This is a genomic window from Streptomyces sp. NPDC039423 (assembly GCF_055598725.1).
This window is the reverse complement of the sequence record NZ_JBVKAH010000012.1, coordinates 178,288-200,522: the sequence shown is the minus strand read 5'-3', so window position 1 is coordinate 200,522 and position 22,235 is coordinate 178,288. Positions and strand designations below refer to the sequence as shown.

16 protein-coding genes and 2 pseudogenes are annotated in these 22,235 nt (G+C 67.7%); 9 read left to right on the top strand and 9 right to left on the bottom strand.

The window, feature by feature from the left end; genetic code table 11:
* Nucleotides 1-23: 23 nt before the first annotated feature.
* The 3 genes and pseudogenes from ACZ7LK_RS29775 to ACZ7LK_RS29765 all read right to left on the bottom strand — a co-directional run.
* Nucleotides 24-650: an IS30 family transposase gene (locus ACZ7LK_RS29775; protein WP_471144412.1), complete on the bottom strand. Its 627-nt coding sequence runs from the start codon at nucleotides 648-650 to the stop codon at nucleotides 24-26.
* Nucleotides 635-886 carry a hypothetical protein gene (locus ACZ7LK_RS29770; protein WP_471144374.1) on the bottom strand — a complete coding sequence of 84 codons (252 nt, stop codon included), beginning with the start codon at nucleotides 884-886 and terminating at the stop codon, nucleotides 635-637. The genes ACZ7LK_RS29775 and ACZ7LK_RS29770 overlap by 16 nt, the downstream gene beginning before the upstream one ends.
* A gap of 249 nt (nucleotides 887-1,135) precedes the next feature.
* Nucleotides 1,136-1,467: pseudogene (locus tag ACZ7LK_RS29765) on the bottom strand (transposase family protein); the annotation flags it as partial.
* 57 nt (nucleotides 1,468-1,524) lie between these two features.
* On the opposite strand from ACZ7LK_RS29765, the pseudogene ACZ7LK_RS29760 reads away from it, so the two are divergent.
* Nucleotides 1,525-1,891, top strand: a pseudogene (locus ACZ7LK_RS29760) (fic family toxin-antitoxin system, toxin component).
* Nucleotides 1,892-2,255: 364 nt separating this feature from the next.
* Here the strand turns inward: ACZ7LK_RS29760 and ACZ7LK_RS29755 are convergent.
* Together ACZ7LK_RS29755 and ACZ7LK_RS29750 are read right to left on the bottom strand one after the other, a co-directional pair.
* Nucleotides 2,256-4,178: an SsgA family sporulation/cell division regulator gene (locus ACZ7LK_RS29755; RefSeq protein WP_471144372.1), complete on the bottom strand. Its 1,923-nt coding sequence runs from the start codon at nucleotides 4,176-4,178 to the stop codon at nucleotides 2,256-2,258.
* Nucleotides 4,175-5,029, bottom strand: a complete 855-nt coding sequence (locus ACZ7LK_RS29750; RefSeq protein WP_471144371.1) for an RNA polymerase sigma factor — start codon at nucleotides 5,027-5,029, stop codon at nucleotides 4,175-4,177. The genes ACZ7LK_RS29755 and ACZ7LK_RS29750 overlap by 4 nt, the downstream gene beginning before the upstream one ends.
* Before the next feature lie 210 nt (nucleotides 5,030-5,239).
* Between ACZ7LK_RS29750 and ACZ7LK_RS29745 the strand changes: the two genes are divergently transcribed.
* From ACZ7LK_RS29745 to ACZ7LK_RS29725, 5 genes are all read left to right on the top strand, one after another.
* Nucleotides 5,240-5,608 carry a hypothetical protein gene (locus ACZ7LK_RS29745; RefSeq protein WP_471144369.1) on the top strand — a complete coding sequence of 123 codons (369 nt, stop codon included), beginning with the start codon at nucleotides 5,240-5,242 and terminating at the stop codon, nucleotides 5,606-5,608.
* 647 nt (nucleotides 5,609-6,255) lie between these two features.
* On the top strand, nucleotides 6,256-6,699 hold the full coding sequence (locus ACZ7LK_RS29740; protein WP_471144368.1) for an effector-associated constant component EACC1: 444 nt from the start codon (nucleotides 6,256-6,258) through the stop codon (nucleotides 6,697-6,699).
* A 4-nt stretch (nucleotides 6,700-6,703) separates the two neighbouring features.
* On the top strand, nucleotides 6,704-8,986 hold the full coding sequence (locus ACZ7LK_RS29735; protein WP_471144366.1) for a caspase, EACC1-associated type: 2,283 nt from the start codon (nucleotides 6,704-6,706) through the stop codon (nucleotides 8,984-8,986).
* A gap of 1,728 nt (nucleotides 8,987-10,714) precedes the next feature.
* The gene (locus ACZ7LK_RS29730; protein WP_471144365.1) at nucleotides 10,715-11,314 is read left to right on the top strand and encodes an RNA polymerase sigma factor; all 600 of its coding nucleotides are present in this window, start codon (nucleotides 10,715-10,717) and stop codon (nucleotides 11,312-11,314) included.
* Complete coding sequence (locus tag ACZ7LK_RS29725; protein WP_471144363.1) at nucleotides 11,311-12,942, top strand: IclR family transcriptional regulator domain-containing protein; 1,632 nt, start codon at nucleotides 11,311-11,313, stop codon at nucleotides 12,940-12,942. The genes ACZ7LK_RS29730 and ACZ7LK_RS29725 overlap by 4 nt, the downstream gene beginning before the upstream one ends.
* Nucleotides 12,943-13,239: 297 nt before the next feature.
* Here the strand turns inward: ACZ7LK_RS29725 and ACZ7LK_RS29720 are convergent, their stop codons facing one another.
* Nucleotides 13,240-13,548: a cyclic nucleotide-binding domain-containing protein gene (locus tag ACZ7LK_RS29720; RefSeq protein ID WP_064068246.1), complete on the bottom strand. Its 309-nt coding sequence runs from the start codon at nucleotides 13,546-13,548 to the stop codon at nucleotides 13,240-13,242.
* A complete protein-coding gene (locus ACZ7LK_RS29715) occupies nucleotides 13,545-13,997 on the bottom strand; it encodes a MarR family transcriptional regulator (RefSeq protein ID WP_471144410.1) in 453 nt (150 codons plus the stop codon). Before ACZ7LK_RS29715 ends, ACZ7LK_RS29720 begins: the two co-directional genes overlap by 4 nt.
* Nucleotides 13,998-14,976: 979 nt before the next feature.
* Here ACZ7LK_RS29715 and ACZ7LK_RS29710 point away from each other — a divergent pair.
* On the top strand, nucleotides 14,977-15,144 hold the full coding sequence (locus ACZ7LK_RS29710; RefSeq protein ID WP_471144361.1) for a hypothetical protein: 168 nt from the start codon (nucleotides 14,977-14,979) through the stop codon (nucleotides 15,142-15,144).
* Between the two features lie 38 nt (nucleotides 15,145-15,182).
* Here the strand turns inward: ACZ7LK_RS29710 and ACZ7LK_RS29705 are convergent, their stop codons facing one another.
* Complete coding sequence (locus ACZ7LK_RS29705; protein ID WP_471144359.1) at nucleotides 15,183-15,641, bottom strand: hypothetical protein; 459 nt, start codon at nucleotides 15,639-15,641, stop codon at nucleotides 15,183-15,185.
* A 706-nt stretch (nucleotides 15,642-16,347) separates the two neighbouring features.
* Here ACZ7LK_RS29705 and ACZ7LK_RS29700 point away from each other — a divergent pair.
* Nucleotides 16,348-17,979 (top strand): hemopexin repeat-containing protein, encoded by a 1,632-nt coding sequence (locus ACZ7LK_RS29700; RefSeq protein ID WP_471144358.1) that lies wholly within the window; start codon nucleotides 16,348-16,350, stop codon nucleotides 17,977-17,979.
* A gap of 497 nt (nucleotides 17,980-18,476) precedes the next feature.
* Here ACZ7LK_RS29700 and ACZ7LK_RS29695 read toward each other — a convergent pair whose 3' ends face one another.
* Nucleotides 18,477-18,965, bottom strand: coding sequence for an AfsR/SARP family transcriptional regulator (locus ACZ7LK_RS29695; protein ID WP_471144357.1), 489 nt, complete (start codon nucleotides 18,963-18,965; stop codon nucleotides 18,477-18,479).
* A gap of 432 nt (nucleotides 18,966-19,397) precedes the next feature.
* On the opposite strand from ACZ7LK_RS29695, the gene ACZ7LK_RS29690 reads away from it, so the two are divergent.
* Nucleotides 19,398-21,875: a cyanobactin maturation protease PatG family protein gene (locus ACZ7LK_RS29690; protein ID WP_471144355.1), complete on the top strand. Its 2,478-nt coding sequence runs from the start codon at nucleotides 19,398-19,400 to the stop codon at nucleotides 21,873-21,875.
* Nucleotides 21,876-22,235 lie beyond the last annotated feature (360 nt).

Below are 22,235 nucleotides of genomic sequence, written 5' to 3'. Positions count from 1 at the left end.
CGACGGCAAGCCGACGACCGGCTCTATTGGGCCTTGAGCAGTGTAGACAGGCGCTCGGCCGGCGTCTCCCAGCCGAGCGTCTTGCGGGGCCTGCTGTTCAGTTCGGCAGCGACGGCGTTCAGGCGCTCGCGGCTGTGGACGGACAGGTCGGTGCCCTTGGGAAAGTACTGCCGGAGCAGGCCGTTCGTGTTCTCGTTCGAGCCGCGCTGCCAGGGGGCTGGCCGGGTCGCAGAAGTAGACAGGGACGCCCGTGGCGATGGTGAACTCGTGGCGCCGTCCCATCTCGCTGCCTGGTCCCAGGTCAGGGATCGCGTGAGCTGGACCGGCAGAACCGTCACGGCCTCCACCAGTGCGTCGCGGACCAGCTCGGTGCTGCGGCCGTCTGGCAGGTGGAGGAGCATCACGTACCGGGTGGAGCGTTCGACGAGCGTGCCGATGGTGGAGGCTCCGTCCTTGCCAATGATCAGGTCGCCCTCCCAGTGGCCGGGTACCGCCCGGTCATCCGCCTCGGCAGGCCGGTCGCTGATCATGACCATCGGTTCGCGGAAGCGGGGCTGACGTTGCTGGGCCTCACGGCGGGGTTTGCGGCGGGCCCCGCCGGTGCGGAGGGCCCCGCCGGTGCGGAGGGCCTTCGCTAGGTCCCGACGCAGTCCTCCCCGGCCCTGGAGTAGAGGGCCTGGTGGATCGTCTCGTGGACCACGTGCATCTCCGGCCGGTCGGGAAAGTCGCGGTGCAGGCAGGTGCTGGACGATCTGTTCCGGGGGCGCAGTGGTGCGTGGAGGGCGAACCAGCGGCGCAGGGGCGGGTGCCGGTGCCCGGTGCGTGTGAGGTTCCAGGCGCGGGCGGTCACAGATGTGGTGCGCTCGTCGGCGATTCGGCCGTCCACGAGGCGGCCACGCTGGGGCGGCCGCAGGTCACGTCAGCAGGCGGACGACGCCGGCCGCGGGGCGTGGCCGAGCTGGTCGACAAGTGCGAAGCGGCCCGGTGGTACTGCCCCAGCATGCTGGCACCGGGCCTGACTCGCACACTCCATACCGGCGCGAGCTGCCGCTGACCCTACCCGGCGCCGTCCCTTGGCTAAGCGTTGTCCCGTAAATGATCTACGGCATGCTGGTTGACCAGCGTCGTTCCCTGGTCACCCGGCGAGCGTGAGGTTGTGGAGGCGGGCGATGCCGAGCTTGGCGTAGTGGACGCCGTCACCTTTGAGACGGCAGTCGCGGAGGGTTTTCCAAGTCTTCATACGGGCGAAGGCATGCTCCACGCGGGCGCGGACCTTGCGGTGGGAGGCGTTGTGGTCCTCTTTCCGGCCGGGAATTCAGTCTGGCCGCGTTCGCGGCGGTGGGGGATGACCAGGCTGGTGCCCCGGTAGCCGTCGGCGATCACCGTGGTCCTGCCGACGGCGTCCTTCGCGCCGGACAGCTCCCACGCCTTGCAGTCGTTGCGGTTGCCGGGCGCCGACCTCGAAACCGACCTCGACACCCAGCACGCCCCGACGCCGCGAGACCGGGGCGCCGCTGCGTGAGCATATCCCTGCACGCCGACCTCTCCTGGACCCTGGAAGTCGCCGAACGCGCCTGCAAACACGACCCCGCACCCGACGACCTCGGAGTTCCGCTCGCCGCCGTGGCCCGCCACCGCGCTCCTCGAACAACCCGTATACGACGGCCGCTACGCCCGCGCCGCCGCACTCGTGCACACCCTGGGCCGATGCCGCCGGCTGGAGCGATCCAACCTCACCATCGCCTGCGCCGTCGCCGCCATGTACCTCAACGCCAGCGGCATCCCCGCCACCCCGACACACGACCAACTCACCGCCCTCGCCCACGAGCCCCACGACCAACGCAGCACCGCCACCCGCATCACCGAACACCTACGAACCTGGCAACCCTGAATCCCCTCCCTCAGCGCGCGGGCCGCCAAAGGCTCCGCGGGAGTGAGGCGGCGCCGTGGATCCCCCACACCCTGGTCAACGCGCCGTTAACCGATGAACGGGGCCCTGGGCCTGCGCCGCGGGTGCTACACCGGGACTGGACGAGTTCACCCGGGCCGGCAAGAAGGCCCCAGTCCGGGCGGCCTGGGCCGACCATCTGACCATCAGGTTGCCGGCGGCTCCAGAACCAAGTCGACGCCGCCGCGACCGTCATCATGACCCTCCTCTCGGAGAACGCCGCGCTTCGCGAGCACGCCGAAAATCGCTCAGCCGTCGCGGGGTGTTACCTCGGTGTTCGGTGCGGCACGGATTTGCCCTACGTCACCTAATCCCCTGGTCCGGGGCAAATGATGTCGGCGAGCTCGCGTTCCCATGCATCCAAAGCGCACGTCCCCAAGACTGCTGCAGGGCTTTGTACCAGTGGATGGCTGGCGTCGAGAAAGGCCTCGATATCAACGCGCGCAGCGGACAGCAGCGCTGTGCCATCGGGTGACCTCAACCGGACGAAGATGCGCTGCCGGCGGCTTGTCTCGTCAGCTGAGGGCCACACGATGATGTCACCGATCCCCACCCTCTTGTGCATGCCGTCGACAAGCAGCTCGCGCGCGAAGACCCATTCTGTTTCCTCGCTGGTTCCCTGGTTGAAGAGAGCTGTGACCGCGTATGGATCCGCAGTGCGGTAAACCAGCCGGACCGGGAAACGCTGCCCCTTGTCCCGCTCCGTGAGGTGCAGACGCATCCAGAGCCGAGCATGCTGTTCGAGCCCGTCGCCCTCTTGCTTGCTCCAAAATCTGGGTTCGCCGGCGGCTTCGGTGGCGACGGCAGCCCGTTCCTTATGCCGATAGCCGTCCGCGCCGTCGATGTCGTTTCTCGGCAACAGCAGACTGCCGCCCGGACACGGCGCATAAGTATCCAGGTCAGGCACTGGCAGCGGCTGTACTGGGATGGTCTGCCGGTGCGCCAGATCCAAGTCCACCGCCAAGTCGGCAGCCACCAGAAGGCAGGCCTGGTCCATCGGAGCATCGCGCCAAGCGTCCACCGCTGGCCCGAGCACGCCCACCAGAGCCGACTGCCCCGCAGTAGATTGCATGCCTGCTACATGGGTGGCTGGCGGCCGGGTAACCAGGTCGGGCAGGAGCCAGTGCGCAGCCTCGCAGAGGAAAAGGCCGACGTGGGCTTCCCAGGGTCGTGGATCCCTATTGCCGCGCGGCCAGTGGGGCAAGCTGTGCGTGGGGGAAGGCCGTCGTGGATGCAGAAGATCGGTCAGGCGTGCTGGAGCCTTCAGACGCCTGTCAGTTCTCGTGCCGCTGGACTGGCTGACGCTGGGTGTGGCTGTGCTGAAGGAATCATTCGCTTTCCCGGCATCCCACAGCACGGAAAGCTGTCGGCAGACCATAAAGGCTGGCTCCATGGGGAGTTCCCGCCACCGTGCGCGCAGCAAGGCGTTGAGGTTCTCTCGCCTTGTCTGGGCAGCGAGGTGGCCGCAATGGTGCCACAGGGTCCAGTCGTACTCTCGCGTGCTCAGGACATCACTGCCAACCAGTTCCCTTTGGTACGTGTGATGTGGCTCGGCCGGGGGTGCTGCTGCGGCGAGCCAGCATGCACGAGCGTGGTGCGTGAGGAATGGCGCGGGTGCGGTCCTGGCCAGTGAGGTGTTTGCCTGCAGCAGCGCGAGCGCGATGCGTGGTGACTGGCTCGTTCCAACACTTCCCCAGCGTCGCTCGGGTGCTGTGACGACATGCCAGCCGAGGGATCGCAGGTCTCGCAGCCTCCGGTCCACCAGAGACGTGGGCGCGGTGCACGATGGGGTCCGGGTGCGTAGCCATTCCCTCAGCGTGTGTGCCGTGAGAATGATGTCCTCGACCCTGCTGCTGTGCCTGCCGGTGCCGTACAGGCCCAGCGGCGCGTGAGCTGTACGCCGGCGGTCGCCGGCGAGGTTCAGGAAAAGCACGACCGTCTGGCGAGCTGTGGCTTGGTGTCCGAGGCGGTCGTCGCAGGGTGCGCTTTCATCGCCGTCGTCCCCCGGCCCGGCCGGCTCCTGGTCCGGCTCACCGGCGGCGTGACCGGGCTGAGGGCCGGCGGTGGGGGCTGCGACGGCGGCAGCGTCCAGTTGTCGCCGAGCATCCTCGGGGATGGCCCCATGCAGCATCCGCACGCGGGGGGCGCGCAGGCTGGATGCGGCCATCAGGGCGGCGAACTCGTCGTCAGCGGTCGTGGCAGGCCTCGTGTCGTTCTTGTGATCACTCATCGTGCTCCCCCCTCCCCCGGCCGGGCCTGGTGCAGGCCGCTGGCCAAGACCTTGGTACGGGCGCGGGCCAGGCGCCGCTCGAATGCCTTGGGCGTCAGACCGACCCTGGCGGCTGCCTCGGCGTGGGTGTAGCCCAGGGTCACCCAGCCCAGCGCCTCGCGCAGCTGCTCGTCGGGCAGCAGCGGGCGCATGCGGTTGATGTGGTCGCGTGTGGCTGCGGCGTGTGCGGGGTCGGTGGCGCGCTGGTCGGGAATGTCGTGCTGGGCGTAGAGGACGTCGTCGGTGTGGGCGCTGCGGTGCTCGAGTTCAGCCTGCCCGAGGTGGTGGGCCTTGTACCAGCGGATATAGATCGGACGGAAGGCCAGGACGGCGGCGCCGACGAAGTAGGTGGTCAGGCTGGCGCCGCCCTCCGCGCTCCACTTGCCGCGGACCAGGCCGTGCTCCCGGAAGAGGGTGCTGCCCTTCAGGACAGTGTCGGTGACGACTTGGGTGCGGTCCTCGTACGTCCACACGTCGGGCATCATCGTCGGCGGCACGGGGCGGCCCATACGGGCGGTGCGCTGGAAGATGTGGCCGTTCGCGCTCCAGTTGCTCAGCGTGCGCCAGCCGTAGACCATCAGCTCGGCGATGAACTGCTGATAGTGGGGGCCTTCAAAACCGGAGCGGCGCAGGAACGCGACGAGAGCGGCATCACGGCCGGGAAGCTGGTCTAGCGTCGCCAGGTCCTCGCCCGCCTCCGCCGCCAGCGCCTCTTCCAGAGCGCGGAGCTCCTGGGTGGTATCCGGCGCCGACGTGTGCAGGTTCTGCGTCATGGTGTGGGGTCCGCGCCCCTTGCCCAATCCATCCGGCACATCCGCTCCCTAGCCCTCGCCAGCCCCAGCGGGCCCCCGTGCTGCCCTTACGTCACACAGGTCATAGGCGTGGCTCGCGGCTTTCCCCCCTCCCCACCCACCACAAATAATGTGATGTGGGTCACGCGGGGGAAGGGAGGGGGACATCACCTACACCCTCAGCAACCAGCCACCACCCAGGCATGGCCACCCGTCAGAAGGGCACCTTCCGTGAACACCAGCCCCACCACCGCCCACAGCCACCACAACCCCGACACCACCCACACCACCACCACCAGTTCCCCCGCCGCCACCGCAGGCCCGGACACAGGCGCGCCGCACACACACCACACCGGCTATACCCCGCAGGCCATACCGCACCCCCAACCCCCCGCCAGCCCCCACCCACCCCAAACCCCCGCCCCCACCGCACTCCTCAGCCTGCGCAGCGCCCTCATCCTCATCCTCGGCACCCTCGCCGGCACCGCCGCCGCCGTCCTCACCCACCTCGCCCAGCACGACCCCGCCACCGCCGCACTCACCGGCGGCGCCGCCTTTGCCGGCGCCGTGCTTTTCTTCCACACCATCATCGCCGCCTAACCCACGGCCGCCGCCCCCACCACGGACGCCCCCACGAGGCCCCACCCCACCCGCAGCCCACCGCCAAACAAGCGGTGGGCAGGCGGGCCACGGGAAAGACATTGGACCGCGGGCAGAGGGCCGCGGCACGTGCGGGAACCGCCAGCGGGACGCCGCACTGCCAGCGGGACAGGGCGGCGGCGGCGGCAGGGGGAGGGCGGCGGCCGACAGCATGGCCGGCCGAACAGCGGGCGCGGACGCGGGGCGAATTGGCGAAACAGCAGCCCGACACCCCCGGCCCACCAGGAAACCGACACGAATCCGGACAGCCAATACACGACACCCACGATCCGGCCGCGGCGGCGCAGACATACCGACAGCACGGGCAGCAGCGAGGCGCCAGCCCCACGGCAGTACCCCCGCGTGGCAGGCCGAAAGGAAGTGACCGGCCGAAGGAACCGCCGAGAGGCGTGTTCACCAAGTCCGGTGGCGCCCGGTGGGCGCCGGAGGAGGGGGAAGGGTCGGCTATCAGGCAGCGTCGCTCGCGCCACGGTGTGGCAGCGGACTTGCGAGGGAAGCGTTCTCTGGCGCATTAGCCCCTCATACGGCGAGCTTTAGCGATTGAATGAGGCGGCAGGATGCTGGTCGTTTCGTAAGTAGGGGGAAGCGTGTCGTACGACCCAGGGAACGCGGAAGGGCAGGGCCACGATCGCCCGGACGCCAAGGGCGATATCGAGGCAGAGCTGACTATCGCCGGTGACCCGGAGGCGGACCCGGAGGAGGTCGATCGGCATACCCGCGGTTTGTGGGCCGAGGTGAGGCGACTGGACCTGGAACTCACGCCGTGCGCTCCTGCCGGAAGCCTCCCGGAAGGGGCAAAGGCCGTCGACGCGGTCACCCTGGGGGCGGTGGTGGTGGCGCTGAGCGCCTCCGGAGGCGTGTTCACCGCCCTGATCGAGACGCTGCGTGACTGGCTGGGGCGACAGTCGTCCCGACACCGGATCTCGGTCACCGTGGGCGATGACACCCTCGAACTGGAGCGGGCGACAGCAGCCGAACGAGAGACGCTGATCGAAGCGTTTGTCCGCCGACACTCGGACGACCAGCAGTAGCGCCATGGGCCGCAGACTGGCGCTGCTGATCGCCACGTACGAATACCAGGACGAGGGACTGCGGGGGCTGACTGCCCCGGCCCGTGACGCCGAGGCATTGGCTGAAGTCCTCCGCGACCCGAACATCGCGGGATTCGACGTACAGTCGCTGACCAATGAGCCGCACCACGTCGTCGGAGCGGCTGTCGGTGAACTATTCCGCGAGCGGCAGCGAGACGACCTGACCTTGCTGTACTTCACCGGCCATGGCGTCAAGGACGAGGACGGCCTCCTCTACCTCGCCATGGCCAACACCCGCCGCGAGAACCTCCTGTTCACGTCGCTGCCCGCTGAACAGATTAACCATGCCATGTCCGCCAGCCGCTCCCGACAACAGGTCCTGGTGCTCGACTGCTGCTACAGCGGGGCGTTCCCCGCAGGCCGGATGGCAAAGGGCGACACGGCAGTGCACACACTGGCACGGTTCCAGGGACGAGGACGCACCGTACTCACAGCCTCCGACGCGCTCCAGTACGCCTTCGAGGGCCAACGCGTGGAGGGCCGGGCCGCGCAATCGGTGTTCACGCGCCACCTGGTTGAAGGACTGCGTGAGGGCGGCGCGGATCTCGACGGGGACGGCGATATCACTCTCGACGAGCTGTACCACTACGTCCACGACCGGGTCACCAACGAAGTACCCCACCAGCGACCCAAGAAATTGGACAGCGTCGAAGGCCGCATCGTCATCGCCCGCAACGTCCACTGGAGCTTGCCCGCCTACCTGCGCAATGCCTTGGACAGTCCCATATCCGGCGATCGGCTGAGCGCGGTGGACAGCCTCGTGCGCCTCCACCGCATCGGCAACGATCAGGTCCGCAGCCATGTCGTCGACGAGCTGCGGCTGCTGACCGATGATGACAGCCGCAGCGTCTCGGCGGCCGCGATAGCACAGCTGCAAGGTCTGCAGGGGCGCGAAAGACAGGGCGCCACGCGCGCGGCCGAACCAACCCCTGTGGAACCAACAGCACCCACGGCATCGCCGACGTCACCCGGTTCGGCCGGGCCCACTCAGTCGCCTGCGGCGCTGCCAGACCCGTCTGAGTCACAGAGAAGGATCCCGCGCCGTACTGCTGCGCGCGCACGCACCGGCGGCCTCGCGCGGGTCCGGCTCGCGACCTTCATCGGCCGGGCCATTCGCCTGCCGGGGCGATTCCTCGCTGTATTGAGTGCTCATAGTTCGGCCCGGCGAAAGACGGTGCTGAGCATGGGCATCACGCTGATGACCATCCTGGCCGTGCCGGGCGGCTGGCTCGCGAGTGATCGCCCGACGATTCCCTGGGACTACTCCTTCGCTTCCCTCACTGGACACGCCGGAAGCGTGGATGCGGTGGCGTTCAGCCCGGACGGAGACATTCTCGCGAGTGCCGGCGAAGACGGCACGGTGAGGCTGTGGGACGCCGAGACGCACAAGTTGCGGGGGACTCTTGCCTCTACGGACGGCAGTGCCGAGCCACCTGAGATCTTGTCCCTGGCGTTCAGTCCGAACGGCAAGCTCCTCGCCACTGCCGAGGGCTACGTCGTCCGGCTGTGGGATGTCGAGAAGCGAAGAGCCTTCGGGAAGCCCATGGGGGGCCATAACAACCCCTTCGAGTCGGTGGCGTTCAGCCCTGACGGCAGAACTCTCGCCTCTGGCTCGTGGGATGGCAAAGCGTGGCTGTGGAACGTTGAGACCCAGTCGCAGAAGGGCGAGCCGTTCGGCGGACATGGCTACATCGAAGCGGTGGCGTTCAGCCCGGATGGCGAGACGCTCCTCGTCGCGGGCGGGGACGACATTCTGGAGGAGGGCAGTGTGCCGATGCAACTGTGGGACGTAGCCACGCGTGCACGCCGCACTCCTTCGCCCGACGACCTCGATGACATGGACATCGAGTCGGTGGCGTTCAGTCCCGACGGTCACTCGTTCGCTACCGGCGGCGGAGACCCTGATCAAATCCTCGTCTGGGATCTAGGCAGGCTTACTCCCGACGCCCCCCTCGTCGGTCACACCGGCACGGTCGTTTCGGTTGCCATCAGCCCTGACGGAAGAATCCTCGCGAGCGCCGGAGGAGATCACTCCGTGCGGCTGTGGGACCTCACCACACGCTCGGTCTCGGGTACTACAGCAGAGTCCATTGGGAGGCCCCTGACCGGCCACACCGAAACCATCAGGTCAGTGGCCTTCAGCCCAGACGGCACAACCCTCGCGAGCGGCGCAGCGGACGGCACCGTTCGGCTATGGAATGCGAAGAGCCCTCCCGACCCGGCTTGAGTGGGCATCTCGAGGCAGCGGGCGCTTGGCCGCGACGCGACGCAGCGCAGAGGCGAGCCGTACGGGAGACGAGGATGCCCCGCCGCCCGCCGCCTGTGGCGTACTGTCACCAACGGATCGGCGCCTGAGGCGTTTGAGGGCGCCCGGGCCGGCAGCGAAAAACGGCGGCAGGGTAGCGACGGCAGGCCAACGACACAGCGGCGGCGGCCGACGGCTGAGGCGGCCCAGCGGCGGCGGGACAACGGCGAGCAGGCCGACTGTGCGGCACAGGCAGCGGCGCGGCGGGAACCGGCTGCTGCCGTCCCTCTGCCGAGCAACGGCCAGCGCGGCAGCGACGCGGGGACGCGAAGCTGTGGCGGGACGGCAAGCGGCGGCGGCCGCACGACGGCGGGCAGTGGCGCGACGGCGGGGCCAGCGGCGGCACGGCACGGCCGCGGCCGGCTCGCGACACGGCAGCGGCCGACGGCAGGCCGAGCAGCGGCGGCGACGGCGGGACAGGACCGTGGGAGGCAACCCGGCGGCACGGCCGGCCCCCGACACAGAGGCCAGCGGGACAGCGTAAGGCCCTTCGCAGTACGGCGGCACAGCGGCGGGAGCTGGAGGCCGGAATGAGCGCGGCCACAGCAGTTGAAGCACTGCACTCCACGGCGGGACAGAAGGGCGGCGGCATGAGCAGCGGGGCCACAGCGCCGGGACCACGCGGACAGCGGCCATCGGCGGGACAGCCGCTGGCACGGCAGCGCCCCCGGGGCCCGGAGAAGCGCCGGGGCCGGCGGCTGCGGCGGATCCGCCGCACACGCGACCCGGCGGCGATGCCGCAGTGAGCGGCACCACGGCCGCTCAGGGACCCGAGCCCGCTGCCACAGCGTAGCGGGGCGACGGAGCGGCGAGCGGCGGCACACAGGGACTCACGGCAGCCTGGCGGCGGGGTGACGGGGACGGCAGCATGCCGGGGCCGGGCCCGGCGGCGGCAGCCCGGCAGCCAGACAGCACAGCGGCTTCGGAGGCCTAGGCCTGGACCCGCAGCGGCGGAACGGCGCGACAGCTAACGACACCACGTCCAGGCCTGCCTAGGCTCAGAGGAGCGCCGGAGGTCGGCGGCACGACGGCGCTCCCGGACCCGGCCCGGCGGACGGCGGGCGGCTACGGCGGCACCGAGCCAGCACCGCTAGTGGGGCACGACAGCGGGCTGACAGGGGCTGGCGCGAGGATGGCTGGGACGGCAGCATGCCGGGGCCCGACCCGGCGGCGCGGCGGAGGACATCGCGGCGGTCGTTCGATGGGGGGCACCTGTTTGGGAAGGCCACACCCGTATCTCGGTCACCTGAGGTCACATACAGCTCCCTTTCGAGCACTTCCGGTTTTCTTTGATCTCTGGGAGGAGAAGTCTGGGGGCTGAATCGTCGAGGGAGTGAAGGCGCTCGCCGACGCGCCCTAAACCTCGATGGAGATCAAGTCAGATGACGTCGTCCTTGGACTGGGCCGGGTTTGTCCCGGCCGTAGCGGCCGCTGTGCAAACGGCGGCCGTTGTGGTGCAGGTGTACTGGGAGCGGCGGCGACGCGGTGCGGAGACGACCCAGCGGTACGACACCCGTGGATCCATTGCGTATTGCGACGGCCGTGCTGCTGGCGAGCAGCTCAGCGTCGAGATCAGTGTCCTTCCGGCCGGGTCTGCGTTGGTCGGGGTGGCCGTGCGGGTGGATCTGCCGCCGTGGAAGGAGCGGGTCCGTGGTGGCGAATAAAGCGCCGAAGGAGCCCGCACCAACGGTCGAGCCGGATCTGGGTCAGAAGCTGCTGGACTGCTACGAGATGTTCATGGCGACGGAGCCCCTGATCCTGCGGAGGAAGACGAATCGTCGGCTGTCAGAGCAGGCGTGTCAGGACGTCGCCCAGGAGGCGTTCATGCGGGTGGCTCGCAAGGTGGCGGCGGGGCAGCTTGCCCCGGGGGTGAAGCTGCCCGGCTACCTTCGCCGCACTTCCAGAAATTTGGCGATCGACACGCTCCGCGCGCAGGCGAAGCTCGACCCGTTCGACGACACCGCCCTCGCGCTGGCGGTACTCGGGCAGGGTCAGTCGGCCGACGACTTCGACCCGCTGGAGGAACTTGTCGTGCCCGCGATCGACGCCATGCCGCTCAGCAGACGCCGCAAGGTCGTGCAGCTGCAGAGCCAAGGCCTCAACGACACTCAGATCTCCGAGGCCCTGGGCATAGCCGCGGACCGACTTCATCGGGACCGGTACGCCGCCCTCAGCGAGTTGCGCGGACAGCTGGGCAAGTACATCCGGGATGGACACCGAAACAAGACACGAAGCGTGAAGGACAGGTGACGGCAGTGCGCCGCTTCAACAAGGACTGCGGCGGCCGCCCGGCGCCGGAGGTCCCGGCCGGGCTGCTTACGCTTATGGACCGGCTCACCGGGCCCCCAGACTTCTGGGACCGTCCAGACGGCGACTTCGGCCCGCTTACCCCCCTATACAAGTTGGGCGCTGAGGCGCGGAAACGGGCGAACTCGCTGTACCGGCTCGGCTCGAAGGCCTTGGGCCGCGGCGAACTGTCCACCGCCGCCGACTGGCTGGGTGCGGCGGCTGCCGCAGGGCACCCCGGGGCGCAATTCCGGCTCGCGGTGGTTGCTCTGCGGGTGGGTGAGGACTGGTCGGAGGATGCCTGGTTCCTCATCGCCGAGGCCGCCCGGCACGGCCACGGCGATGCGGCTCGTCTCCTCGCAGCCTGGGCCGGACAGCCACGCTCGCCGCGCGCAGACCTGCCGCCGGTCGAGGACGAGACGTTCTACGAGGAGGCGTGCCACCGGCTCGGCCTTCCCCACACGGCGCACTCCTCGCCGGGCCAGCCAACCGGAGCGCCGCGATGGGGCGCGGTAGGCGGCAGCAGGGAAGCCGTTCCAGTAAGGCCCGGACTTGTGCTGGTCCCTGCCCCCTCGCTGCCCACCCACTTCGTCCCCGCCGATACCGGACTGATGCGGCCTCACCTGACCGCACTGCCTGGCGGTCTTGCGCTGAACGTACCGGACCTCCAGCCAGCGGCGCCCGCCGCCCGATCCCTGGTCCCGCCCGGCGGGGAGCAGTGGTGGTCACCCCGGGCCCTTCGGCCGGCCGTGCTCACCGACATGGCCCGCCACACCACTACCCCGACCCTCGTCCCCGCCCGCTGGCAGACCACCCAGCGCGCCCGCGACATGCTTCTGCTCATCCACACCGCCGACGGCGTCGACACCCGCACCCTCGCCCGCCGCACCCGAATGCCGCTGCACCTCGTCGCCCGGCTGCTGGACTGGCTCCGCGAAGAACGCTTTATCGACACCGTCGCCGGAGCTCACTTCCCCGGCCACCTGATGAGCTTGGCTACGACAAGTGACCCCGACCGCACTCTGCTCAAGGACAGCCTCGCCCGGCTCCGCGACGAACTCGGCGCGGCCGTCTACATCAGCACCTACACCGACGGTGAGATCACCGTGCAGGAATCAGCGTCCAGTGACACCGCTCCCCCGGTTGTCGAGGTGGCCCCCTTCAGCGACACCGGGCACGCCAGCGCGAACGGCAAGAGCCTGCTGGCACAGCTCGATTTCACCTCCCGCATGGACCACCTCACCCGCTACCCCTCCGTCCCGCTCACCGGCCGCACCATCACCAGCAGACGCCGCCTCATCGCCGAGCTCGACGACCTGGGGCCCCACTCCGCGCAGTTCGACCTCTTCGAGTACTCCGACAGCGAGCTGTGTGTCGCCTACTCCCTCGGCATGCCCGGCAAGGCCTCAAGCCTCGCCCTGTCCCTGCCAGCCAGAGAGCACACCCGCCTCATCGAAGCTGCCGAAACCCTCAGCCAACGCGCCACCGGCCTCCTCCTGGCGCATCTACTGGGAGACGACATGCAGCAGATAAGCCCCCAGCACGAGGAAGCCTGGCCCCACACACCGGTCTCCAGACACGCCCTGCCATAACGCCCGGCCGACGACGTCGCTCCACTTTTCCGCCAGCACGCACTGATCACATCGAGGGGTCCCAGAGTTCCTCCATGCCCTGGGTGCTCGTGCTCCTCTGCCCCATCCACGGACCGTGCTACGGGGTCACCTTCGTCAGGCAAAGCGCTCGACATCCTTGGAGAAGGACGAGCAGACACCTGGTCGATCCCCGTGCCGAAGGAAAGGAACCACTCATGTACGTGAGGTCAATGAGTACCGATCCGAGGATCGGTACTCATTGACCTCACGTACATGAGTCCTGACTACCGAAGCGGTTCAGGCGCGACGCAGGGGGACCACAACGTCCTCGCCTGTGCTTTTCGCGCTCAGCCGGTAGTAGCTGATGTGGGCAAGCCGCTCGGACTCCTCCAACCATCCGGCTTCCACGACCTGGCGCCGTGTCCGGGAGAAGACGGTCGGGGACATTCCGACGAGCTGGGCCAGGTTGGCGCCCGTCTCGATGACGGCGCCAGCACGGTCGGTGGGGTGCATCGCATAGAGCATGACGACCAGGCGCTGGTTGGCGGTCATGCCGGCGGTGCGGTGGAGGACGTCAAGGAGCTTCCGCTTGTCGTCGTTGTTCACTGGGCCTCCCACCGCGAAGGGATCGTGTTGTCAAAGCCGGGGATGTCCGGCGGGTTGCACGTCTTGATCGCTTCCCGTTGCTCGACCCCCGTCCCATGAAAAGCAATGTACGGGCTGATCCGGTAGAGCCGGTAGTTGCCGATGCGTCCACGCTCGATCAGGATGCGCCGCTTGAGCAGTTTCCGATTGATCTTGCCTACGGCATCTGCGGTCATACCGACTTTCTTGGCAATGTCGGCGCCCGTCGCCCTCAGCGGCGCCATGCCCTGAGGGGAGACTCCGATCCACCACAGCACCAGGAACTTCTGACTCGGGGTGAATTCCTTACTCTCAGTGATCGCTGCCACTCTGGCCTTGTCGACCTGGATGTGCTCCCCGGAGAAGGCGTAGGGCGCATATGGGATGGCCTCACCTGTGTCGGCATCAACCAGTCTGCGTACTGCTCCCAACAGGCCCTCCATCGCTGGCACTGCCTCAACGTTCATGAGCGCCGGCCCTCAGGCCGACTAGATGAACTTAACGTACATGAGCACAGAGTTCATGAACTCCGCCTCCAGGGCGTGTCGCTGAACCCGGCATCGATCCACCGCTCCGGTCACCCGCTCAGACACAGCGCTAGCTCATGAACTTCAAGTCAATCTGGTCAGACCCTGCAACCGTGGTCACAGTTCGCAAGACATCGGCACTCGGGCCCTAAGAACCGCCTGCCCCGCTCTCAGAAACGTGGTCCAGGATGCTGAGGACTGGATGCCAGATCTCAGGAGCGCGATGCGGCAAGTGTTTCTGCAGGTCAGGGCACTTTTGGCGCTGGCGCTCTCTTTAGCAGTAGGACAGGCTGTCAACTCCACGGCTCCGCGTACACACCGTGGCCCACAGCGGCGTCGCGCGAAGCAGCGCTCAGGCCTTACTGCCGAGCGTTCGCATCCGGGCCGCCCTCCCACAGGTCGACGAAAGGTCTCGGGCACTCTTCCCCACCTCAGCCGACGAAAGCACGCCACGACGCAGCTGCAGCCGACGAAACACCCGCCACGTATGCCTCCGTCAGCCCATGCCCACCCCCGACACGCTGATCCAAAAGGCCCACCACAAGCCGCAGTCGCTGGATCCCCGCAGTCCCCGTCGGTGCACCGGAGGCCCCTAGGGCCGAGGATGCACCGACCCGTAGGCGTGGAGAGCCGCATGTGCCACAAGGCTTCTGCTCCCCTGGCCTGCTGAGCGGCAGCCCCCGGCGGCACAGGCCTCAACAGCAGCACTTCGAAAGGCTCGAAGAGACGGCGGTGTGGCCGGCAGACGACGCCGCGGCAGCGGCGGCACGACGGCCAGCGCCGAGGCCCGGGCCAGGACCCGCGGCGGCGGCCCCGGGGGGAGGCGGGGAAGGGCACGACGACGGCAGCCACGGGCAGGACGGCGCCTGCATGCCGGTGTGGCGTGCTGCGGCCCGGCGACGGCGTGCATGTCGAGGAGGACAATTTCTCCGTCCTGCCGGTGCCCGGCGGCGCACGGAACGGCGCGGCCGGGAACCTGCTGAGCGGCTTCTACACCGTTAACCGGTTCATCGATGGTCTGGATGACGGCTTCATAGCCAAGATCAATTAACGGGATGTGTGGCCGGTGCGCCGGGCCCCGGCCACACGTCAGGCCTTCGGCCAGAAGTCGATCATGTACTTCTCCACCCCATACGCGACGCCTTCTGTCTGCGTCACCCTCGCAACCTCGTCCCGGCCCGTGCAGCCGACACGCACCCGCCACCACCCCGGCCTGCCCAGCCGAATCAGGTGATCCGACCGGCCCAGCGTCATCGTCCACACCGCGACATCCCCCGTGGTCGTCTCGAAATCGACCTCACCCTGCTCGTCCCATGGCCCCTGTGCCGCCGGCGGCTCAGATGCCCACACCCTCACCTCCACGCCAGCGGTATGGGTGTGGCCAGCGCTGAACAGGTCGAAGCGGCGCTCGTGCTCCTGGAGGAACACCCCCCACTCGAAGTTGTCTCCAAACGGCACAGGAACCACTTTGTCGTCAGACTCCTGGAAACCGAAGCCCCGGAACGCGACTTCGACGTCCAGGACCTCCTCACGCAGCAGCTCATACACCGTGGCTCTCCTCCCCTGGAGTCTCTTCACAGGTACGCCGCGCAGGTAGTCAGTACCGTCCGTTTCCGGGCCCCTGCCTGGTGGGCCGGGACCCCAAAGGCGAACAGCGGCAGCGCTCCTCGCCTGGCTGGAGAAGCTGACCTGGGACGAAGTCCTCACCCTGCCCCGCTCTCCCAGCCATTGCCAGGGACTTGTTGCGGACAACGTTCTGGCACAGCTCCAGCACCCGGGGGCGCTTGTCGTCCATCAGGGCCCATGCTAGGTGGGCCGTCGACCGAGGCCGGAACGTGAGGTCAATGCGGGTCGGCGGCGCCAAGCGGCAGATGCGGCACGGCGGGTGATCTCCGTGCTGTCCCAAAGTGTGGTGGTCGCAGCCTGCCCGCACGGCCTGCGGCAAGGCGGCTGCGCCTGTGTGGCTGGTGGATGGGGGCTGGCCGAGCGTGGCCCAGGGCCAAGGAGTGCTGCGTGGATGGGGCTCGCCTGTCCCAGTGCCGGTTAACGAGCCAGAGACGCTTCAGCATCGTTCCGCCGACGTCTCAGCATCGTCCTGAACGCACGATGATCAGCAAACAGACCAGCTGGTGTGCGGTCATTGCCTCGCGGACGAGCAGCAGCCCTATGCCACCTCCAGCGCTCAGGATCCTGCCCCCGTCCCCGCACTTCTGTCCCCGCACACGCCCTGGCGAATCAAGAGGACGGGGTTGCCATGCATGAATCCTTCCAGGCCACCCTCAGCAGCAAGCCGCGCTTCCGCCTGGGTGAGCCGATTCTCATCACGTTCGAGCTGACAAACATCAGCGACCGGGACTTCCGAGTCCTGGTGTGGAATACGCCCCTGGAGAGGGAGGTCTTCGAGTACTTCAAGATCCGCCACCACGGCTTCCCCGTCCCTTACGACGGTCGGTTCGTGAAGCGTGGTGAGCCAGAGGACGAGTCCTACAGAACCATCTCGGCGGGTGAAAGCCTCAAGGCGACGGTCGACCTGACGACGTCGTATCCCATCACCGAGCTGGGCACCTACACCGTGACCCTGGATACCAGGATCCTGGACGTCTTCGCTGACGAGCCCGAAGCTCCTCGCCGCCGCAACCGGCGGGAACATCACGGCTTCGGTGTGCAGACGCCTTCGGTCACCTTTGAGGTCGTCAAGGACGGCAAGCCGCGGGAGACGGTCGCTGAGGAGATCCGGAGGAAGGCCGGACCGCCGCGAGCCCCCAAGGCCGCCCTTGCGCTGGCCAAGCTCACTCCGCTCGCGCCGGTGCTGGTCGGCGGCACCGCCGAGCAGCAAGCCCTCGTGCGGGCGGCCCATGAAAATGCAGGGGTCTTCGTCGAAGCAGCCATGCGGCAAGTCTCCTGGGCCTCGGGGTCGAAGAACGCCCTGGCCAAGGAGTGGTTCGGAGGCCATGACGCGGCCCGCTACGGCACCATCCGCCAAAACCTGACAGACGTAACCGGCGTGCTATCCGGCCAGCCCGTCACGTACGACCTGACTGGCGCAGGGTGCCAGCCGGGATGGTACGCCTACACCTATAAGAACACTCGGAAGATCTGGCTGTGCTCCAGCTTCTGGTCGGCCGAAGTGACCGGGACCGACTCGAAGTTCGGAACCCTCGCTCACGAACTGACGCATGCGGTGTCCGGTACCGACGACGTTTCATACGGCCGAGTGGGAGCTCGCGACCTCGCTTCTTCACAGCCGTCGGATGCGATACGCAACGCAGACAACTATGAGTACTTCACGGAGACCCTCTCTGAGCAGGTGGTCACTGCTCCGATCCTGTGGAGTGACAGCACGGCGTACGTGTTCGTGGCCGGGCACTACTACGCCTACGACGTAGCAGCCGACAAGGTCAGGGAGGGACCGCTGAGCATCGCAGGTGGATGGCCGGGTCTCTTCGATGACCGGGTCGACGCTGCTGTGGTGTGGAACAACGGCAAGGCGTACTTCTTCCGGGGCACTCAGTACATGCGCTACGACATGTCCGCCGGCAGGGTCGACGCGGGCTACCCGCTGCCTATCGCGCCCCACTGGCCGGGCCTGTGGAGCGACGGCATCGATGCGGCGGTGATGTGGCCGGGCGGAAAGGCCTACTTTTTCCGCGGGTCGCAGTACATTCGCTACGACGTTGCTACGGACAAGTCCGACCCCGGTTATCCGCGCCCGATCTCCCCCAACTGGCCTGGCCTGTGGACGGCAGATCTGAACGGTGGCGTTGTGTGGAACAGCGACGTGGCTTACTTCTTCCGGGGGGCGGAGTACATCCGCTACGACATCGGCCAGGACAAGGCGGACGGAGGCCCGAAGTCAGTGGCGAGCAACTGGCCAGGGCTCCCCTAGGTCAGTCTCCGGTCTTTCGCTGCCCTAGTGGTTGGAGCGGCATGGTCCTGAGCCAGGCGACGCCGCGCCGACGCAGCCTGACGCTCCCGGCCCCTACCCATGCACACCTGTCGGGGTCGCCATCCCAGACATCCGGGCTTGGGAGCTGGGCAATGCAAGTTGGTCGTGCCCGGTGTCCCCGCACCCGATCTGAACCCCGAGACCAGGAGAGGCGTGTGGGCTCGGATGGGGGTCGGCGCTTCGCCAGCTGAGCAAGGAAACGTCATCATGGTCGGCCCTGCTCCCAGCCTTCTGGGGCGCCACTCCCCCACCGGTCAGACGTGAGTCCGTACCATGAGCACCTGGTAGGTGCACAGTGGGCTAGGTCGATGCTCTCGCGCCACTGGGCTACCGCACACCCCTATGGTTGCTGCGAAGCGCTCTTGGCCCACCAACCGTGCCAGCCTGTTCGGTCGTGGCACTGACAGGGCGGCCGCCCGCTTTGGAGGCGTTGTCGCCTAGGTGGGGGTCAGGGTGCGAACGAGCTGGGTCATCTGCGGTGAGGGCAGCACCTTGAGTTCTCGCTGGAGGAAGGTGCGGTAGTCGCGGTAGCGCTTGATGGCGCTGGCGACGTTCCCTTCCGCTATGTGGATCTCTATCACGATGCGATGGGCGGTTTCGCGGATCGGGTCGGCAGCTATGGCTCCGAGTGCTGCCTGGAGGGCGGGGAGGTACTGCTTCTCGCTTTGAAAGCGTTGGGCCAAGCTCTCCAGGGCGTAGACCCGCATTTGGTCCCACCGGTCTCGTTCAAAAGCCAACCATTCGTCACACCAGCCGGGGAGTAGTTCCCGACCAAGCTGGTTGACCAGGTCTTCCCATTTTTCGGGGGGCCCGAGACCCGCGATGAGGCTGCGTGCCGATTCCCAGACCTCGTGTAGGTCGACCGTTACCTCGGCTGACAGAACCAGGCGGGGTCCGATGCGGTCGATGACACCAAGGCTCCCCACTCGGCGTCCCTGACACAGTGCTGTGCGGAGGTTCGCTGCGGCTCTGCAGGGGGTGCAGTCGGGCCAGAGCTCCGCAGCGGCGGCGTTGCGCAGGACGCCGTCCTGCTGCAACGCCAAGTAGGCGAGCAGGCGTTGCGCTCCCAGCGGGAGGCAAACCCGTCGCCCAGAGGAGGTGAGTTCGAACGGCCCCAGTATCTCGAGGCGCGCCACATTCCCAGACACAGTCTCATCGTGCCGTCAGCACGTGCCATGCGCACCCGCTGGACGCCCTCGGCGCATACGCGCCACACCCGCTCCCACCTGCACAGACACCCCAATAACGAATCAGAGACGTTTCAAAGACGCCTCCCGCACGACACCTCCACGATGCCTGCTACGCCCTGGCGACGAGCTCCCGGAAGCATGACAAGCCCTTGGCGTTAGGAGACTGCGATGGATGTGCGGTCGGTTCTCAAGGACATCCCCGAGTACGGCAACGCGCTGGGAGATGCTCGCGTCTGCATCGCGGTGCTGGACGGACCTGCCGACCTGTCACATCCGTGCTTCGACGGAGCGCGGCTCCGCCGCCTGAACACCTTGGTGCAGGAACCGGCTGGTGACGGGCCTATGGCTACGCATGGCACCCACGTCACGAGTCTCCTCTTTGGCCAGCCGGGTACTGCCGTCGAAGGCATCGCTCCCCGAAGCCGAGGCCTGCTGCTGCCTGTCTTTCGAGACGCTCACGCTGGCCATGTGCCGCAGATCGACCTGGCCCGCGCCATCGAACGAGCAATTGACGAAGGCGCGCACATCATCAACATCAGCGGCGGCGAGAAGTCAGCCGATGGCAACCCCGACAGCATCCTGGGACGCGCCTTGCAGCACTGCGCCGACGAGAAAGTCCTGGTTGTAGCGGCGGTGGGCAATGACGGCTGTGACTGTCTACAAGCACCCGCTGCCGCGCCGTCGGTCCTCGCCGTCGGGGCGACAGACGAGTCGGGCGAGCCGCTGAGCTCCAATAACTGGGGTTCCGCCTATCAGAGCAACGGGATCCTGGCCCCGGGAAAGGACATTGTCGGGGCGTCGCCGGGCGGGGGCCGCATCGCCCTCAGTGGAAGCAGTTTCGCCACGCCCATCGTCGCCGGAGTTGCGGCACTCCTCGTCGCCCAGCAGCTGGCGCGGGGGCTCCCTGCCGATCCCCTCGCCGCGGGAGCCTCCGTGCTGCAAGCAGCAAGACATCCGTCTTGTTCGCCTGAGGACGCCCCCCAATGCCGCCAGCACCTGGCCGGGCACCTTGACGCTCCGGCCGCCTACCGCCTCGTGCTCACTAGCCAGCCACAACCTCATCCCGAAGATTCGCAACCGGCCCTGACCCACAGCGCGCCCGGGTCGGTCCGCTCATCAGGGACCCCCGCCTTCCGACCTGGGGCGATCGCCACAAGCACTCCCCTGCCGTCGAAGGCCCCCCAGTCCGCCTGGAACGAGGGAGTTCACGCTATGGACAACAACGAAGCCAGCATGGACTTCGGTGCGCAGAGCGACCCGAGCGCATCGAACCCGTCGCCCACCAACGCTGCATCTGTGCCTCCGCCGCCTGCTGAGCCCCCCGCCGGCCCGCCGCCGGCCGGAACAACTCCTTCCTCGTCACCGACAGTGGAAGCCGCACAGCCCGCACAGACAGCAGTGGAGGCCGAGGCCGACCTTCCCCCCGCTCCTCCCCCGCCAGCGCTGCCGCCCCGCATGGCTACGCCAGCGCCGGCCACCCCGTCGAGGTCCATGCAGCATCCGGCCTTCGGGGTACGCCCCTCGTGCGGCTGCGGCGGCAACCCGGCTGAAGGCTGCCACTGCTCCGGAGCCAGCCCTTCCTCCGAGCGCCAGCTCGTCTACGCCATTGGCACGATCGGCTTCGACTTCCGCACCGAGGCGCGGAGGGACAGCTTCCGGCAGCTGATGCCCTGGCCTTCGCCCCCGAGGCGTGAGGGCGAAAGGGAGCGAGAAGTCCAGCCCCACGTCCACGACCCGAGGCAGATATACGACTACCTCGCCCGCAACCCCTGGGACTCGGACAAGCTCACGTGGACGCTCAACATGGACGCCACTCCCGTCTACGCCCTGGAGGCGGAGACGCCCGTCGGCATGGACTGGCACGAGCCGAGCCTCCCGCCGCTGGAGCCCAAGGCGACTTCGCAGCGGCTGGCGAAGCAGACCAAAGAGGCTAAGGAGCCCACCACGTCGGAGGCCCGCCTCGAACGACTCCTGGAGGCTATGTCCCATCCACCGGTCTCCCGCGTGTACAAGATCTTCCGGGACGCCATCCTGGGCCAGAGTCTGATCAAGGACGACCCCAACTACATCTCCCGCGTATCTGTCCCTGGAGTACTGACCGACCGCACCGTCCGTCTGTTCTCCGGTCAGGTGGTACCCGTGGTGGAGGTCAAGAGCCGCGGCTTGAACAGCTGGAACGAGACGCTGCTCGTCAACGCGGTGGTCGAGGCCGTGCTGCAGGACAACAAGCAGCAGAAGACGCCGATCGAGATGACCGAAGACCGCAAGGACGAACTCCGCATCACCATCCGGGCCCTGCTCGACAAGGTGTACTGGGAGTTTCGCAACCTCGGGCAGAGCTCTGCCGACCGCGCCCTCAACGCCGCAGGAACCAACGCTTTCCTCTTCGGAAGCGAGTTCAAGGAAGGCATCCTGTCCGCCCAACACGTCCCGGGCAAGGACACCAACTTCTACACCCTCGACAGCGCGAGGGTGCAAAAGAGTCCATACTGCCGCCCCGGCTCTGACTGCCAGGACGTCATCCTCAACTTCTTCGACCCCGAGAACGAACGCCGCGCGCGGGTGTCGTACCTGTTCACCTTCGACGTGAGCGACGAGTATCCCGTCAGCCTGGCGCCGACCCACAAGTTCATCGGTGGCATCTGATCACACCAGGAGTGCACCCCATGAAGCGTTCTAACTCCCCAGCGCCTGCCACCACGGCCACCGTCCCGGTCCAGGCACCACCGGTCTATCGAGACCTCGAGCCGGCACAGAACAGTGCCGCCTCGGGACAGGGGGCCGAAGCCGCAGCCTCCGGCTGCGCCCACCTTCCTGGAGCAGCGCGTCAGATGTGCTACGCAAGCCGCGTCACTCGCGTGTGATCTCCCTGGATGGGCGACTGTTCGGGTCGTCCAACCCCGTCACCCCGACGCCGCGGAAAGCGGCGGTCAGGCCTCCATAAGGAGAGTGACATGAACTACCTCATCACCAGCGACGAAGTGCAGGTGCACGCAGCGCAGCCGC